The organism is Agathobaculum massiliense, from assembly GCF_900291975.1.
GTDB lineage: Bacteria > Bacillota > Clostridia > Oscillospirales > Butyricicoccaceae > Agathobaculum > Agathobaculum ammoniilyticum.
Genome location: NZ_OMPN01000001.1, coordinates 2,611,034 through 2,625,272 on the forward strand (window position 1 = coordinate 2,611,034; position 14,239 = coordinate 2,625,272).

At 60.4% G+C, this 14,239-nt stretch carries 15 protein-coding genes; 10 read left to right on the top strand and 5 right to left on the bottom strand.

Annotated features, from left to right (window positions below):
• Nucleotide 1: 1 nt before the first annotated feature.
• The 3 genes from DBQ51_RS13220 to ybaK all read left to right on the top strand — a co-directional run bounded on the left by DBQ51_RS13220 (nt 2) and on the right by ybaK (nt 3,740).
• Nucleotides 2-1,177 (top strand): ABC transporter permease, encoded by a 1,176-nt coding sequence (locus DBQ51_RS13220; RefSeq protein ID WP_242977941.1) that lies wholly within the window; start codon nt 2-4, stop codon nt 1,175-1,177.
• Nucleotides 1,178-1,294: 117 nt separating this feature from the next.
• Entirely contained in the window at nt 1,295-3,145 is a 1,851-nt protein-coding gene (locus DBQ51_RS13225; protein ID WP_107631802.1) for an S-layer homology domain-containing protein, read from the top strand.
• Nucleotides 3,146-3,260: 115 nt separating this feature from the next.
• Nucleotides 3,261-3,740, top strand: coding sequence for a Cys-tRNA(Pro) deacylase (gene ybaK / locus DBQ51_RS13230; protein WP_107631803.1), 480 nt, complete (start codon nt 3,261-3,263; stop codon nt 3,738-3,740).
• On the opposite strand, the gene DBQ51_RS13235 is transcribed toward ybaK, so the two are convergent.
• Nucleotides 3,727-4,497, bottom strand: coding sequence for a glycoside hydrolase family 18 protein (locus tag DBQ51_RS13235; RefSeq protein ID WP_054328082.1), 771 nt, complete (start codon nt 4,495-4,497; stop codon nt 3,727-3,729). The genes ybaK and DBQ51_RS13235 overlap by 14 nt on opposite strands.
• Before the next feature lie 90 nt (nt 4,498-4,587).
• Here DBQ51_RS13235 and DBQ51_RS13240 point away from each other — a divergent pair, with 90 nt between their 5' ends.
• From DBQ51_RS13240 to DBQ51_RS13260, 5 genes are read left to right on the top strand one after another with little or no spacing between them, the layout of a single operon-like run.
• On the top strand, nt 4,588-5,100 hold the full coding sequence (locus tag DBQ51_RS13240) for a YqeG family HAD IIIA-type phosphatase (protein ID WP_107631804.1): 513 nt from the start codon (nt 4,588-4,590) through the stop codon (nt 5,098-5,100).
• A complete protein-coding gene (locus DBQ51_RS13245) occupies nt 5,093-5,953 on the top strand; it encodes a TIM barrel protein (RefSeq protein ID WP_207724505.1) in 861 nt (286 codons plus the stop codon). Before DBQ51_RS13240 ends, DBQ51_RS13245 begins: the two co-directional genes overlap by 8 nt.
• Entirely contained in the window at nt 5,950-6,384 is a 435-nt protein-coding gene (gene aroQ, locus DBQ51_RS13250; protein WP_054328078.1) for a type II 3-dehydroquinate dehydratase, read from the top strand. The genes DBQ51_RS13245 and aroQ overlap by 4 nt, the downstream gene beginning before the upstream one ends.
• Nucleotides 6,385-6,391: 7 nt before the next feature.
• Nucleotides 6,392-7,456, top strand: a complete 1,065-nt coding sequence (locus tag DBQ51_RS13255; protein ID WP_107631805.1) for an aminopeptidase P family protein — start codon at nt 6,392-6,394, stop codon at nt 7,454-7,456.
• Entirely contained in the window at nt 7,453-8,202 is a 750-nt protein-coding gene (locus DBQ51_RS13260) for a GNAT family N-acetyltransferase (protein ID WP_107631806.1), read from the top strand. The genes DBQ51_RS13255 and DBQ51_RS13260 overlap by 4 nt, the downstream gene beginning before the upstream one ends.
• A gap of 38 nt (nt 8,203-8,240) precedes the next feature.
• Here the strand turns inward: DBQ51_RS13260 and DBQ51_RS13265 are convergent, their stop codons facing one another.
• The 3 genes from DBQ51_RS13265 to DBQ51_RS13275 form a co-directional block, all read right to left on the bottom strand.
• Nucleotides 8,241-8,498: a hypothetical protein gene (locus DBQ51_RS13265; protein WP_054328076.1), complete on the bottom strand. Its 258-nt coding sequence runs from the start codon at nt 8,496-8,498 to the stop codon at nt 8,241-8,243.
• Nucleotides 8,499-8,772: 274 nt separating this feature from the next.
• A complete protein-coding gene (locus DBQ51_RS13270) occupies nt 8,773-10,155 on the bottom strand; it encodes a hypothetical protein (RefSeq protein ID WP_054328075.1) in 1,383 nt (460 codons plus the stop codon).
• A complete protein-coding gene (locus DBQ51_RS13275; RefSeq protein WP_054328074.1) occupies nt 10,136-10,675 on the bottom strand; it encodes an RNA polymerase sigma factor in 540 nt (179 codons plus the stop codon). Before DBQ51_RS13275 ends, DBQ51_RS13270 begins: the two co-directional genes overlap by 20 nt.
• A 221-nt stretch (nt 10,676-10,896) precedes the next feature.
• Here DBQ51_RS13275 and DBQ51_RS13280 point away from each other — a divergent pair, with 221 nt between their 5' ends.
• Nucleotides 10,897-11,499: a DUF2975 domain-containing protein gene (locus tag DBQ51_RS13280; RefSeq protein ID WP_159068192.1), complete on the top strand. Its 603-nt coding sequence runs from the start codon at nt 10,897-10,899 to the stop codon at nt 11,497-11,499.
• An 11-nt stretch (nt 11,500-11,510) separates the two neighbouring features.
• Nucleotides 11,511-11,732 carry a helix-turn-helix domain-containing protein gene (locus DBQ51_RS13285; RefSeq protein WP_054328072.1) on the top strand — a complete coding sequence of 74 codons (222 nt, stop codon included), beginning with the start codon at nt 11,511-11,513 and terminating at the stop codon, nt 11,730-11,732.
• Nucleotides 11,733-11,834: 102 nt separating this feature from the next.
• Here DBQ51_RS13285 and DBQ51_RS13290 read toward each other — a convergent pair whose 3' ends face one another.
• Nucleotides 11,835-14,045, bottom strand: coding sequence for an S-layer homology domain-containing protein (locus tag DBQ51_RS13290; RefSeq protein ID WP_159068193.1), 2,211 nt, complete (start codon nt 14,043-14,045; stop codon nt 11,835-11,837).
• Nucleotides 14,046-14,239: the final 194 nt, after the last annotated feature.

Here is a 14,239-nt window from a genome sequence, read left to right on the forward strand (position 1 = left end):
GATGGGGTTCACACAGGCGTTCAAGCTGGCGTTCAAGAGCCTGTCGGGCAGCAAGATGCGCGCGTTTCTGACCATGCTGGGCATTATCATCGGCGTGGCGTCGGTCATTATCTTGGTTTCGCTCATGCAGGGCATGACGGGAGAGGTGACCTCCATGTTCGAGGATATGGGTACCAATACGCTGACCGTGACCGTAACCGGACGCGGCTCCTCGCGCACGGTGGATACGGACGACATGTACGCGCTGTATGAGGAAAACACGGATACCTTTATGGGCATGAGTCCGACGGTATCGGTCATGGGTTCGGTGAAAACAGGAACGGATTCGGATTCTTTCAGCTCCACGGGCGTGACCGGCGTTTCCGAGCAGTACGCGGAGATATCCAAGCTGACGATGCGGGAGGGCCGCTTCATCAGCTATGCAGATTTGGATGCCCGCAATAAGGTGGCGGTCGTCGGGACCTATGTGGCGAATATGCTGGGCGGCGATGCGGTCGGGCAGACCATCAAGGTCAACGGTAACGCTCTGACCGTGGTCGGCGTGCTGGAGGAGCAGGACGATTCCTCCGAAGGCTCGGCGGACGACTGTGTATATCTGCCGTATACCACGGCCTCCAAGCTGACATTCGGCGCAATATCCAGCTTTCTGTTTGCCACCCGGGATGCGTCCCTCAACAGCGAAGGCACCACCCTGATCGATAACGCGCTGTATGCGGTGTTCCAGAACGACGATTATTACATGATCTCTGACATGCAGGAAATGGTGGATTCCATGACCGAGATGACCAATATGATGACCATGGTGCTGGTCGGCATCGCGGGCATCTCGCTGCTGGTCGGCGGCATCGGCATTATGAACATCATGTTGGTTTCGGTCACGGAGCGCACCCGCGAAATCGGCATCCGCAAGTCGCTCGGCGCGAAGAAAAAGGATATCATGCGGCAGTTCGTGATCGAAGCGGGTACGACCTCCGCCCTGGGCGGCGTGATCGGCATTGTGTTCGGCTCGGTGGTCGCGGTGATCGCCGGTCAGATCATTGGCATGACCACGACGCCGAGCGTGGGCGCGGTTGCAATCAGCTTCGGCGTTTCCGTGTTTATCGGCGTGTTCTTCGGCTTCATGCCCGCGAACAAGGCGGCGAAGCTCAACCCGATCGACGCGCTGCGGTACGACTGAAAAGCACGCGAGGGGGCAGGTTCCCCCTTGGATACCGAAAAAAGTTCCAGCGGAAACCATTTTCGGATAACTCGCCCTCGCCTCCGCGATGGGCGCACAAAAAAGGAGGAGTTACTCTTGAAGAAAAAACTGCTTTCGCTGCTGACGGCGGCGGCAGTGCTGCTGGGCGGCCTGCCCGCCGCGCTGGCCACGTCCGAGGTATCGGATAGTGTGATCGAGCAGGTGATCCGGTCCACGGAGATTATGGTGGGCGACCCAAACGGGGATATGAACCTAGACAAAACGGTCACCCGCGCGGAATACGCGAAGATGCTCGTTGCGGCCTCCACCTATCAGGACAAGGTGGCGGGGGCATCCAATTCTTCCCCGTTCAAGGATGTGCCATATACCCACTGGGCGGCAGGCTATATCAAGACCGCCGTGCAGCAGGGCTGGCTGACCGGCTATCTGGACGGCAGCTTCCGGCCGGACAAAACCGTCACGCTGGAGGAGGCCGCGACCGGCGTGCTCAAGCTGCTCGGTTACACGACCGAGGACTTTTCCGGCTCCTATCCGTATGGGCAGCTCGCCCTGTACGAATCGCTGGGGCTGGACAGCAAGGTCACCGCGTCGCAGGGTTCGGCCATGACACGGCGGAACATGATGTACCTGTTTTACAACCTGCTCAACGCGGATACCAAGGACGGACAGGTCTACGCGCAGATGCTGGGTTACACGCTGAACGAAAACGATGAGATCGATTACCTGAATATCGTTTCTGATACAATGAAGGGACCCTACATTGTGGAAAACGGCATATCCAGCATCGTTTCGACAGAGGGGAAAACCGTGTACCGCAACGGCTACACCTCCTCCGCGGATGCGATACAACGGTACGACGTGGTGTATTACACCGGCTCCGCGGTATGGGCGTATGCCAACGCGGTGACAGGCACCTACCAGTCCGCCTCGCCCTCGGCGGCGTCCCCGACCTCCGTGACGGTCGCGGGCAACACCTATGAGATCGAGACCAGCGACGCCGCTTGCGAGCTGTCCACGCTGGGCGGGCTGAATGTAGGCGATATCGTGACCCTGCTGCTCGGGCGCGACGGCAAGGTCGCCGCCGCGCTGCCGGCGGACGAATATGTGTCCGAGGTTGTCGGCATGGTGACCGCCACGGGGACCGGCACATACTACAATTCGGTCGGCAACGCCTATACCTCGCGCACCATTACGGTCACGGCTATGGATGGCAACAGCTATGTATATCCCTGCACACGGACCTCGATCAGCACAGGGGACCTGGTATCCATCGGTTTCGGCTCGTCCGAAACCGATGTTTCTATCCTGAAGTCCTCCACGGTGCGCGGGGCGGTGTCCGGCTACACGATCGGCAGCAAAACGATGGCAAAGGACGTGCGCATCCTGGATACCAACGCCTCAAGCGCCAAGCGGGTGTATTACTCCCGCTTAAACGGCGCAGCGCTGGACTCCACGGACGTGCGCTACTGCGCGACGAACGGCGCGGGCGAGATCACCGACCTGATCCTGCGCGATTTTACCGGCGACCTGTATGAATACGGCATCATCACCAGCGTCAAGGAGCAGTCGGACGATATGAGCGTTTCCGGCAGCTATACTTACCTGGTGAATGGAGAAAAACAGACGCTTTCCACCAACGGCAGGACGCTGGGCGCCTCCAACGGACCGGCCAGGCTGACGGTCGAGGACGGGCAGCTTTCCGCGGTGAGCGCGCTGAAGGAGATCAAGAATCCGGATACCATCACGCAGCTCGGAGTGTCCAAGGACGGGGACGGTTGGCTGTTTTCGGATGAGTGCGCGGTATACCGGTCCGAAAACGCGAGCTACAGCCTGCTCTCACTGACCGAACTGCGGAACAATTTCGATTCATACAGCATCACCTGCTATTATGATAAGGATACAGGGGACTGCGGGCGCATCCGCATCATCATCGCGCGCGAAAAATAAAACGGGCGGTGCGGGAAAAGGGGTTTCTCCTCAGAGAAACCCCTTTGATATTTCTTGCTTGTTGCACAAACAATAGCTATAATATCTGTATAAAACGCAGATAGGAGCGAGGACGATGGCTTCGGATAAAACCAATGTAATGCGGGTGCTGGAGCAGCACAGGATCCCCTATACGGCGCATGCGTATCCACACGGCAAGGAAGCGGTAGACGGCGCAACGGTCGCGCGGCTTTTGGGACAGGATGAGGCGCAGGTGTTCAAGACGCTGGTGGCGCGCGGCCGGTCGGGCAGCTGCCATGTGTTCGTCATTCCGGTGGCGAAGGAGCTTGACCTGAAAAAAGCGGCCAAGGCGGCGGGGGAAAAGGCGGTCGAACTGGTGCATGTCCGAGAACTGCTCGGCCTGACGGGGTATGTGCGCGGCGGCTGCTCGCCGGTCGGGATGAAAAAGGCGTTCCCGACCGTGTTTGACGAAAGTGTGAACCACCTGCCGTCTGTCATTGTCTCCGCAGGCAGGATCGGTTTCCAAATCGAGTGCGCGCCGGCGGACCTGCTCGGCCTGACGCGGGCCAGGACCGCGCCGGTCACGACGGACTGAGCAGTTGCTTTGCGTCCGGAAACAGGGCGAACACGGCCTGCACGCCGCAGCCGGACAGTTGCGCGAGCTTGGCCTCGAGCGTGGAGGCATCGTCGAACAGGACAAAGTGCGCGCGTCCCTCGCTGTCCGTATAGGTGAAATACTTGGCGCACAGCTCGCGGGAGAAAAAGGTCTGCGATCCGGTGCGGCCGAGCAGGGTTTCGCGCTCGGTGTTGGTGAGCGGTTTGCCGTTGGGCGAGTTGGACGGAAGCGTGAAATCCTGCGAGACCGGCTGCAGGAACGCCGCGATGCGGGCTGCACCGTAAATGCCCTGCAGGGAGGAGATGTAGTCGGTCAGGCTGCCGCCGGACAGCGCGGTCGGCGTGGTGAGGATCGCATGCGTCAGCGACCGACCGCAGGCGAGCGGGACGTAGAACGGGATTTCCGCCTCGTGCAGCGCCTTGTCGAACGCAGCGAGCAGCATCCGGCCGCGCGGGGTATCGTGCTCAAAATCCGCGAACACGCCGGGCGCGTCCGTGCGCTTTGCCTCGAACACCAGGTCGGCGGCAAGCCTGTCTGCATTGCAGTCGGCGAGCGAACGCGGCGGGTCGCACAGGCCCAGCAGGCAGCGCGCCTGCACAGTGGGAAGCTGCAGGCGCTGCAGCGCGCCGGTGGGCGTGATGCCAAGACAGAGGTGCAGCACGGGGATGCCGTGCTTCGCCGCATATACCGTGTCGCGGCCGGTGCATACCAGGATGAGATTTTTCGTATATACCATTGTGATCGACTCCCTTGCTCTGGACTTTTTGGACAAATTCCATTACACTATATGTGGCAATTCCCAAAGTGAGAACGCAGGAGTAAACGAATGAGCAAACTGATTCCCGACTATGTATTTGAGTCGATTTATGACATTACCCCGCAATTGCTGCGCGAGAACCATGTGCGCAGCGTGCTGATCGACCTGGACGGCACGATGGCCTCGCATAAGGCTGCGCTGCCGCCGGATTCTCTGGCGCCGTTTGTGCGCGCGCTGCGCGACGCGGGGATGAAGGTGCTGGTGTTTTCCAATAACAGGGCCGCGCGCGTGGGGAAATTCTGCGCCGCGCTCGGTGTGGATTTCATCAGTCGCGCGGGGAAGCCGTTTTCCGGCGGGTTCCAGCGCGCGGCTGAGCGGCTGGGCGTGCCGCTCTCCCAGACCGCCGTGGTGGGCGACCAGATCTTTACCGACGTGTTCGGCGGCAACCGTGTCGGCGCGCTGACCTGCTATGTGCAGACGCTGGACCGCCGCTTTTTCTGGGTGAATGTGCGCTACCAGCTCGAACGCGGTTTTATCGAGCGCGGCAGGCGCCGGATGGAAGCGAGGGCGCGGCATGATTGAAGCAAGGTTCGGACCCGCCGGCAATTCGGAATCCTTTGCCGCCGAGGGCTTTAAAAAAAGCGAGGACGCTCCCGCCTGGATTGCGGCCAGGGGGCTGACTGCGTTTGAATACCAGTGCGGCCGCGGTGTGCGATGCGGGGAAGATACCGCAAAAAGGATCGGCGCGGCCGCGCGTGCGCACGGCGTCCAGATGAGCATCCACGCGCCGTATTTCATCAACCTTTCCTCTGAGGAAAGCGAGCGGATGGAGAAAAACATTGGGTATGTGCTGGATACGGCGCGACTTGCCGTGCCGCTGGGCGCGGTGCGCATGGTGGTCCATTGCGGCGGCCAGGGAAAGCTGACGCGCGAGCGTGCAATGCGCAACACGCATGAAAATGTGAAAAACATCCTGCGTGCGCTGGAGGAGGAACACCTGACCGGCTGCGCGGTCTGTCTGGAAACCATGGGCAAAAAAAGCGTGCTCGGTTCAGCGGAGGAGGTCTGCGAGCTGGTGGCGGCAGACGAGCGCCTGCTGCCGTGCATCGATTTCGGACACCTGAACTGCCGCACAGGCGGCGGGATGTCCACGCGGGAGGATGTGGCGCGCCTGTTCGATCGGCTGGAAAACGGCATCGGTGCGGAGCGGACACGCATTCTGCACGCGCACTTTTCCCATATCGAATACAATGACAAAGGCGAGGTGCGCCACCTGACCTTTTCGGATACCGTATACGGGCCGGATTTCCTGCCGGTTGCGCAGGAAACGGCGGCGCGCGGCTATGCGCCGACCTTTATCTGCGAATCGGCCGGCACACAGGCCGAGGACGCGCGGATGATGATGGACTTATATAAAAAGGAGACGGAAAAATGAAAAAAGTGCTGCTGATTCATGGACCAAACCTCAACCTGACCGGCCAGCGCGAGCCGGGCATCTACGGCTCGGATACGCTTGCCGCGATCAACGCCGAGGTCGTGGCCAAGTGCGAGCGCCTTGGCATGAGCTGCGCGGTGTTCCAGTCCAACGTGGAAGGGGCGCTGATCGACCGCATCCACGCGGCGCGCGAGGACTGCGCGGCCATCATTATCAACGCGGGCGCGTATACGCATTACAGCTACGCGCTTCGGGATGCGATCGCGTCAGTGCGCCTGCCCTGTGTGGAGGTCCACATGTCCAACGTGCATGCGCGCGAGGAGTTCCGGCACAAATCGGTCATCGGGCCGGTGTGCGCGGGCGTGATCGCGGGCTTCGGTAAGCACAGCTACCTGCTGGCTGTGGACGCGGTCAAGGCGATCATCGGGTGAGGCGGCTATGAAACGGGAAGAATTGCGCGCACTGCTGCGCGAGGCGCCGTATGACGCGATGGTGCTGACCAGCGAAATCAGTCGGCGGTATGCGACCGGATTCCATTCGACCGCCGGCGCGGTCTACCTGTCGGCGGACCAGGCGGTGTTCTATACGGATTTCCGTTATGTCGAGGCGGCGCGCGCCGCGGTATCAGGGTTCGAGGTGCGCGAGATCGGCAGCGGGAGGAGTTATTCCGCTGTCATCAACGAGCTGATTGGGCAGGACGGCGTAAAGAAAATCGCACTGGAAGACAAGCAGATGACCTATGCGGAGTACATGTCCTGGTCCTCCGCGCTGCACGCTGCGGCGATGCGCCTGGAGGATGGTGTGGAGCGCCTGCGCATCACAAAAGGGGACGATGAGGTTGGCAGGATTGCCGCCGCACAGCGCATTGCCGAGCGGGCGCTCGAAGAGGTGCTGAACGATATCCGGATTGGCGTGACCGAAAAAGAGGTCGCCGCACGGCTGACCTACCTGATGTTGCATTACGGCGCGGAAAACATGTCGTTCGACCCTATCGTCGTATCGGGCGCGAACAGCTCCAAGCCGCACGGTGTGCCGACGGAAAAGGCGATCGCGGCGGGGGATTTCGTCACCATGGACTTCGGCTGCATCGTGGACGGATACTGCTCGGACATGACGCGCACAGTGGCGGTCGGTCATGTGACCGACGAGATGCAGACCGTATACGATACGGTGCTGAACGCGCAGCTTGCGGGAATCGCGTGCTGCAAGGCGGGCGTCACTGGACGGGCGGTGGATGCGGCGGCGCGTCAGGTCATTGCGGACGCGGGATACGGCGATGCGTTCGGCCACGGCTTTGGCCATGGCGTCGGCCTGGAGATCCATGAGGCGCCGACCGCGGGACCGCGCGGCGAGGCGCGGCTTCCGGCGGGGGCGGTCGTAACCGCCGAGCCGGGCATCTATCTGTCGGGACGCTTCGGCGTGCGCATCGAGGATATGCTGTATGTGATTGAGGACGGCTGTATCAACCTGACCGAAGCGCCCAAGGCGCTGGTGGTCCTGTGATCGGGCACGTTGCGTCGCCCCAATGCATCGGCCCGCTGCTAAACGGCTGGGAGGAGGGCATGCTGTACGCCTATCTTGCCGGACGAATGGGATATGCGGTCGCGGATGGGGCATACCGGTCGGCGCAGGTGCGCGTCGGGGATTTCTGCTTTTTCGCGGGAGAGCCGGACGCGCGTGTCGCGGCCTGGCAGCCGGAGAACACGCGGCCATATACCATACTGATCCCGCGCACACCGGACTGGCGGCCGCTGATCGAACAGTGCTATCCACAGGCGCGCCTGACGGAGCGGTATGCCTTTGCAAAAAAGAACGCCTTTCAGCGTGCGAAGCTGTCAGTGCTGGCCGCCCGCGTGCCGGATGAGTACGCCCTGCGCCGGATGGACGGGGCGCTGTTCCGCCAGGCGGGGCAGGAGGAATGGAGCAGGGATCTGACCTCGCAATACCCTGACTGGGAAGACTTTGCAGCGCATGGGCTGGGGATAGCGGCAGTAAGGGCGGGGCGGCTGCTGTGTGGCGCGTCCTGCTATGCGGACTGGCCGGGCGGCATCGAAGTGGAGATCGACACCCATCCGTCGCACCGGAGGCTGGGCTTGGCACGCGCCTGCGCGGCGGCGCTTATCCTCGCGTGCCTCGAACGGGGGCTGCATCCGTCCTGGGATGCAGCGCATCCGGTATCCGCACACCTGGCCGAAACGCTGGGCTATCTTCCGGCAGGCGCATATCCGGCGTATGAGCTATGGCAATAGAAAAAGCCGCTGCTAAAGCAGCGGCTTTTTGCGTGGAATCATTTCTTTTCGTCAACGTCCTCGTCGTCGATCTCAAGGTAATCGGCGAGATCCTTGAACAACGCGGTCGGGTCGACGCTGTCCTCCAGCACGATCTGCAGAGGCTCGTTGAGGGAGAGCAGGAACATGCCGAGCAGGCTCTTGGCGTCTACCATGCCGCTCTTGCCGTGGATCCAGATATCAAAGCCATACTTGGTGACGATCTTGTTGATCTTCTGAATGTCGTCCGTATTTTTTACGCGGATTCCTCTGGTCATAGTACTTACCTCCTGTGCAATGCTTTCCAAAATCTGATTTATGTTATCATTATAGCATAAAAGACAGGAAAATAAAGCGTTTTTTGCAGATTTCTGTATTTTCATCATTTTGAGCCGCTAAACCGGCGGCGGGTCATAATAATTGTAGGAGATGCACAAAATAAAAGGATTAATGTTGTGCAATAAGTGAAAGAGCAGCCTGATCCAACCGGCTGCTCTTTTTGCCGTGCAGCGGCCCCACACCGCCGCACGGCTATTCGCCCCCATGGGCTTTCTACTCTGCTATCGATATTGTCGTATCGCCGATGCGGATGCCCGTCACGTCGGAGACGGACAGGAAGCGCCGGCTGTCAGTGCCTGCCTGGTAAACATAAGTGACCTCGAACGTTTCGCGCGCGGACGATTCCTCCATGGAGAGGCCGCACTCGGAAACCGAGGCGCCAATTATACTGTTGTCCTGCAGGATCACGGCGATATGGGGCGCGCGGTCCAAGCCCCCATCCTCGTCCAGCGAGGCGGGACGCGTCCCTTCGATCCGGATGCCGAGCGGGGACAGGAACAGATGGTCAATATGGCTGCCATCCGAAAGATCCAGGCTGAGCGCGCGGGAATAGGTCTGCGCGCTTTTGGCGCGGAAAGAAACCTCCCAAGGCTTCTGCGTCAGCGGCACGCTGCGGGTGTAGATGATCTGCGGCTGCAGATACGGCAGGTCGTCCACGGTCAAGCCCTGGAAGCGCGCCTCACGGATTTCGCTGTCCTCCCCCTCCAGCGGGTAGGTGCCGCTGCCGGTATTGTCGATGATTTTTCCCGTTCGGGTGTCCAGCAGGGAAACAATATCACAGGAAACGCCTTGATACAGGTCATAGGGCGGTGTGATCAGCGCAAGGCATAATTCGTCCCCCATAAAACCAACGCCGGCAAACTGTACCTCCGAAGACTCCCAAGCCTGCGGAAGCGGGACGGAGGAAGTATCCTGCTCCAAATAGGCGGAGGTGCGGTAAGCGTCCTGCTGGTCGGTGGGAAACGCAATGGGATGCGCCTGATAAACCGCCGCAAGGTCAAGGCTGGCGGTAAGGACTTCACTGGTTTCCATGCTGGAGGCGGGGCCGATGGTCAGGGTAAGGTCACGGTCGCCGGGATCCTCGGCAAGGGAGAACTCCTGATAAAAATATTGGACGGCATCTCGAGAATCCGTAAAGATGCTCTGCCCGCGGCTGGAATAGGCGGTATCTGTCCCGTCAGTCAAAAGGGAAACCGTTTCAAAGTGAATTGGGTTGGAAAGGGGGGAGCCATCCGCATAACGGAAGGAATAGATGAGCGCGACGCCAGTGCGGGTGACGATGGCATCCTCCACCGTCAGCGTGCAGCCGTTCATGGTGGCGCCCTTCTGCAGAGGGATGGCGAGCTCGTCGGGAATTACAACATCCTGCCCGAAGATGGTTTTCCAGCCGACCGAAACCTGAAATACGGCGGCGGCCGTTACGGTCAGCAGGGCCGCCGCCAGCACGGCGGAGACAAGCCGCCGCGGGCTGCGCAGCGGCATACGCCTGCCGCGCCGGGCGCGCTGCTCCCTGACCGCCCCGGCGATGTCGTAAGCGGGTGTCTGGATGCGCTCAAGCGCTTCGCGGATGCGGATTTCATCGGGTGTTGGACTCATACGGCTGCTTCCTCCTCCTTTCTGCCGGCGTGCCTTCCAATGCCTGTGCGAGCTTTTTGCGGGCGCGTTCATAGCGCTTGCGCAGGGTGGCGGCGGGCTTTCCGTAAATGACGGCCAACGCATCGAAGCTGCGCTGCTCGATCACGCGGCCGAATACCAGCGCTCTCTGCTCCGGCGACAAGGCTTGCAGCGCACGCCGCAGGTCGTCCCCGATATAATCAGGGTCGGCGGCGGCAGGCGGCGGTGTGAGAAGCTGGAACTTCCGGCGGCGCAGCATGTCGATACAGGTGGTATAGGCAAGTCGGTAAAGCCAGGCGCTCAGGCTGGTGCCTGCCCGAAAACGGCTGCGGTTATCATAGGCCTTGATAAAGGTGGTCTGCACGGCGTCCTGCGCTTCGTGGTAATCGCAGAGGATGTGGTGGCAATACCGCAAAAGCGGCTGGCCGTACAGCTCGATCGCATCGGCGAGCGCCTGTTCTCCGCCCAGAGCGAAGCGCTCATCCAAGGTGCGGGCGTCCATCTGGCGCCCTCCTTTCTGAAAAGAACATGTTCATTTTCTATAACGTGCGGCGGCTTGGTTTTGTGACATGCCCGCGCGAGTTTTTTCCGTTTTGTTACCAAAGCAGTATAGGGAATGCAAATCGAAGATTAATGAAAATTATATATTATTTATTGATTATCATTAAATTATTATTGACAAAGATATACGCCTGTGATATTCTTCAGGAAGAGGTGAAATGTATGCTGGAGACGCAGAAGGATATCGTTCGGGCAAGATGCGCGGATATCGGGACGCTGCTGCGGGTTTTGTTCTGGATCACCGCGGCTTTGGTTGTGGTGCGCCTCGTCTACGGGACGTGGCTGCTGTTCCAGCCCGCGGAGATGTTGGTGGAGCATTTTTCCCTTGGCGTAAGCTGGACTGGTACGGAGGGCTGGCGGGGCGCGGTACGGTTTGTCTGTGGGGTTTCGTTCTGGTGGAGTACGCTGTTCTGGATCGTGATAGCAGGGATCCTGTGGTTGGGCTGTGCTATTTTCCGGGGAATCGACCGACAGGGGACGCCGTTCCTGCCGTGCCATGTTCGTGCGGTGCGCGGCATCGGCCTGCTGGTGATGGCGCTGGGACTGCTGCGCGGCAGCCTGCCCGAGCTGCTCTATACCGTCTGCGGTTTTGCGCTGGAGCGGCAGGAGACGCTGCTCCGCGGCGGTGTGCGCATCGTGATGGAAGCCGGCGGAGGTTCGCTGATCAACTGGAACTACCTGCTGCTTGGCGGTGTGGTTTTGTGCCTGTCCTATGCATTTGCTTATGGTGCGCATTTGCAGCAGGAAGCTGACGAGACACTGTAGGGCGGTGGCGTATGGCAATCATATTACGGCTTGACCGTGTGATGGCGGACCGGAAGATGTCGCTGGGCGAGCTGTCCGAGCGGGTGGGCATTTCCAACGTCAACCTGTCCAAAATCAAAACCGGAAAGATCAGCGCGATCCGTTTTTCCACGCTCAACGCGATCTGCAGTGCGCTGGACTGCCAGCCGGGAGATATCCTGGAGTACCGGCGCGAGGAAACGGAAGAAAAATAACAGGGGCGCTGGAAGCTTTGCTTCCAGCGCCCCTGCGCATGTCCGGAGCCGTGTCTGCCGGCAGCCGGCCGTGTTTGAGAACGGGATGGCGGCGCGCCTCGTTTACGGCGCGTATACGAGCGCCTCGCTCGATACCGTTTGGCCGTCCTTGCGGATGGTAACCACATAGGTCCCAGCGGCATCCTCCTGGTCAAAATAATCCCTGCCCTCGGAATCGGCGGGCTTGGTCAGGTGCCAGAGCTGGTAGCGGTCTGTGTTGACCGTGCTTTCCGCGTGTGATTTGCTACCGACCGGCGTGCCGTCCTTGGTCACCTGGATTTCCACCGCGCCGGTCACGTTGCTGTCATAGCTGACCGCCAACCACGGAAGCGCGGCCGCGTTTTCCGGCTGCAGGTAGGCATCGTCCCACGGATGCGCGCCCGTATAGTCTGCGGGGAGGCGCTCGTAGGAGGCCTGGTCGTTTACGACCCAAACCTGCATATTTTCCACCGCGGGTGCCAGCGTGACCTGGAAAGAGACGCGATAGGCTGCGGTGTCTTCACCGTTTTTGACGACGACATACGCGCCGTTTTCTAAATCCACGTCTTTCAAGCCGAAGTATACCGTATTATAGGTCTTGCCGTTTTCTTCATAGGTGCGGTCTGCGATGGAGTCCACGGGCGCGCCGAGCTCTTCCGGAACAGCGCCGTATCCGGCATAGTAGGTATTGCCCTCCTTAGCTGGAATACCGAAGCCAATCCAGTAGTCAGAAACGCCCTGAGCGTTCTGGTGCTTCATCAGGTGCTCGCCGCTGATGGTGACCTCGGTCACATCCCCTTTGACAGTGCTGGAAACCTGATAATCCCGCACAAGCGCATCGGCGTCAATGGTTCCCGACTGGTCGAGGAGCGGCGCCTTGACGATATCGGCCTGCTGGACAGTGTCCCCACCGCCCGAACCCGAGCCGCCGCTCGAAGGGCCGTCCTGCGTCGGCGCGCTGTTCTCGCCGTTCGAGGTGCCGGCATGGCCGGGCTGGATCGAGCCGGTTCCGGAGGATACCGCCTCGCTGCTGTTATTGTCGATTTTGGATCCGATGGTGTTGACTGTGACGCCGGAAGCGCCGTCGGAAACCGCAACATGGGACACCTTACCCGCGCCCTTGACAGTCGTACCCGTGCCCGCGGTCGATACCCGATCGATCTGCGCGCCGCTTTCCGCGGAAACCAGCGTATCCGCAGCTTGCCTGGTCACATCAACCGAAGCGATCGAGCCGTAAGCGGACAGCTCTGTTTGCGCTGCGGAGATGGCGACGGTTTCCACAGACGCGTCCGTGGCAACCATGACCGAAGCGGAGGCGGCGGTTTCGGCGATTTCAACGCGGTCTGCCGAACCGAAAACGGACAGCGACGCATCCGCGCCGTGAAGCGTGATCGCTCCAGCCTGGGAGGAAGCGCCGACGCTGACCGACGCGGCGGCATGGACGTTCACGCGGCCGGCGCTGGCAGCTCCGTCCAGCGAAACAGAGGTCCGCCCATCAATCCGGACGCTGCCGGCGGTAAGGCCGTCCGCCGTCACATCCGCCGCGGTACCCGCGGAAATGACAAGGCCCGCGGCCTTGCCGGAAAGGGTGACGCCCTCAGTATCGCGCGCGCTGGCGGCGGCATTGATAACGGTAAAGCCGTTTTCATTTTTCAGCGCAATCTCGCCGGACGAGGTTATGTATTCCTCGATCGCTTTGTCCAGAAGCGCCATGGTGGAAGCACGGTCGATATGCTCGTCCGGCGCGACACGCCCGCCGCCTACGCCGTCCAGGATACCCATTTCCGCAAGCGGCGCCATATAGCCCGCCGCCCAATCCGCGACCCGGCCCCCGTCGGTGAACTGGCTCAGGTCGGGGGAGGCGTCCGGCGTCATACCCATTGCGCGGGCGAACATGGTCATTGCCTCCTGACGGGTGACGGGGGCCGCTGCATTGGCGTTTTTTCCGTCGCCTTCAAGGATGCCGGCCGCAGTGCATTTCAGGATCGCGTCCGCGTACCACTCGCTGCCGGTCAGGTCGGCATACTTGTTTTCCGCCTTTTCGGTCAAGCCGAACATGCGGGTGAAAATAGCGGCAAGCTCGCCACGGGACAGGGAGCGGTACGGCTTGAAGGTGCCGTCGCTGTTGCCCTCTACGATGCCGTGCTGCACCCATCGGTCAATCGAACTGGCGGCCCAACTGTTTGCCGCGTCCTCCATAACGGGCTTTGCGTTGGCGGCTGCGGCCGAAACGGACAGCATGGACAGCGCCATCGTGGAGGACAGGATCGCGGCCAGTGATTTTTTCATTCGCATTTGCATTCTCCTCATTGGTCGTATAGCGGTGAGCCCGCGGCTATGCGGGCGGTAATGGTGCGCGGTACCGCGCTCTGGTGCTTACTATACGACAATTTCGACCGGAAAACAATGATAAAAAGCTGGTTTTAGAACAATGTGGATTCCATAACAAGAAGAAAATAGAAAAACAACAAAATAGCAGAACTTTTTGT

Bases quoted from the DNA above. Each gene is read 5' to 3' on its own strand.
- DBQ51_RS13220 (WP_242977941.1), top strand. From the start codon at position 2: ATGGGGTTCACACAGGCGTTCAAGCTGGCGTTCAAGAGCCTGTCGGGC.
- ybaK (WP_107631803.1), top strand. From the start codon at position 3,261: ATGGCTTCGGATAAAACCAATGTAATGCGGGTGCTGGAGCAGCACAGG.
- DBQ51_RS13235 (WP_054328082.1), bottom strand. From the start codon at position 4,497: ATGGTATATACGAAAAATCTCATCCTGGTATGCACCGGCCGCGACACG.
- DBQ51_RS13240 (WP_107631804.1), top strand. From the start codon at position 4,588: ATGAGCAAACTGATTCCCGACTATGTATTTGAGTCGATTTATGACATT.
- DBQ51_RS13245 (WP_207724505.1), top strand. From the start codon at position 5,093: ATGATTGAAGCAAGGTTCGGACCCGCCGGCAATTCGGAATCCTTTGCC.
- aroQ (WP_054328078.1), top strand. From the start codon at position 5,950: ATGAAAAAAGTGCTGCTGATTCATGGACCAAACCTCAACCTGACCGGC.
- DBQ51_RS13255 (WP_107631805.1), top strand. From the start codon at position 6,392: ATGAAACGGGAAGAATTGCGCGCACTGCTGCGCGAGGCGCCGTATGAC.
- DBQ51_RS13265 (WP_054328076.1), bottom strand. From the start codon at position 8,498: ATGACCAGAGGAATCCGCGTAAAAAATACGGACGACATTCAGAAGATC.
- DBQ51_RS13270 (WP_054328075.1), bottom strand. From the start codon at position 10,155: ATGAGTCCAACACCCGATGAAATCCGCATCCGCGAAGCGCTTGAGCGC.
- DBQ51_RS13275 (WP_054328074.1), bottom strand. From the start codon at position 10,675: ATGGACGCCCGCACCTTGGATGAGCGCTTCGCTCTGGGCGGAGAACAG.
- DBQ51_RS13280 (WP_159068192.1), top strand. From the start codon at position 10,897: ATGCTGGAGACGCAGAAGGATATCGTTCGGGCAAGATGCGCGGATATC.
- DBQ51_RS13285 (WP_054328072.1), top strand. From the start codon at position 11,511: ATGGCAATCATATTACGGCTTGACCGTGTGATGGCGGACCGGAAGATG.
- DBQ51_RS13290 (WP_159068193.1), bottom strand. From the start codon at position 14,045: ATGCGAATGAAAAAATCACTGGCCGCGATCCTGTCCTCCACGATGGCG.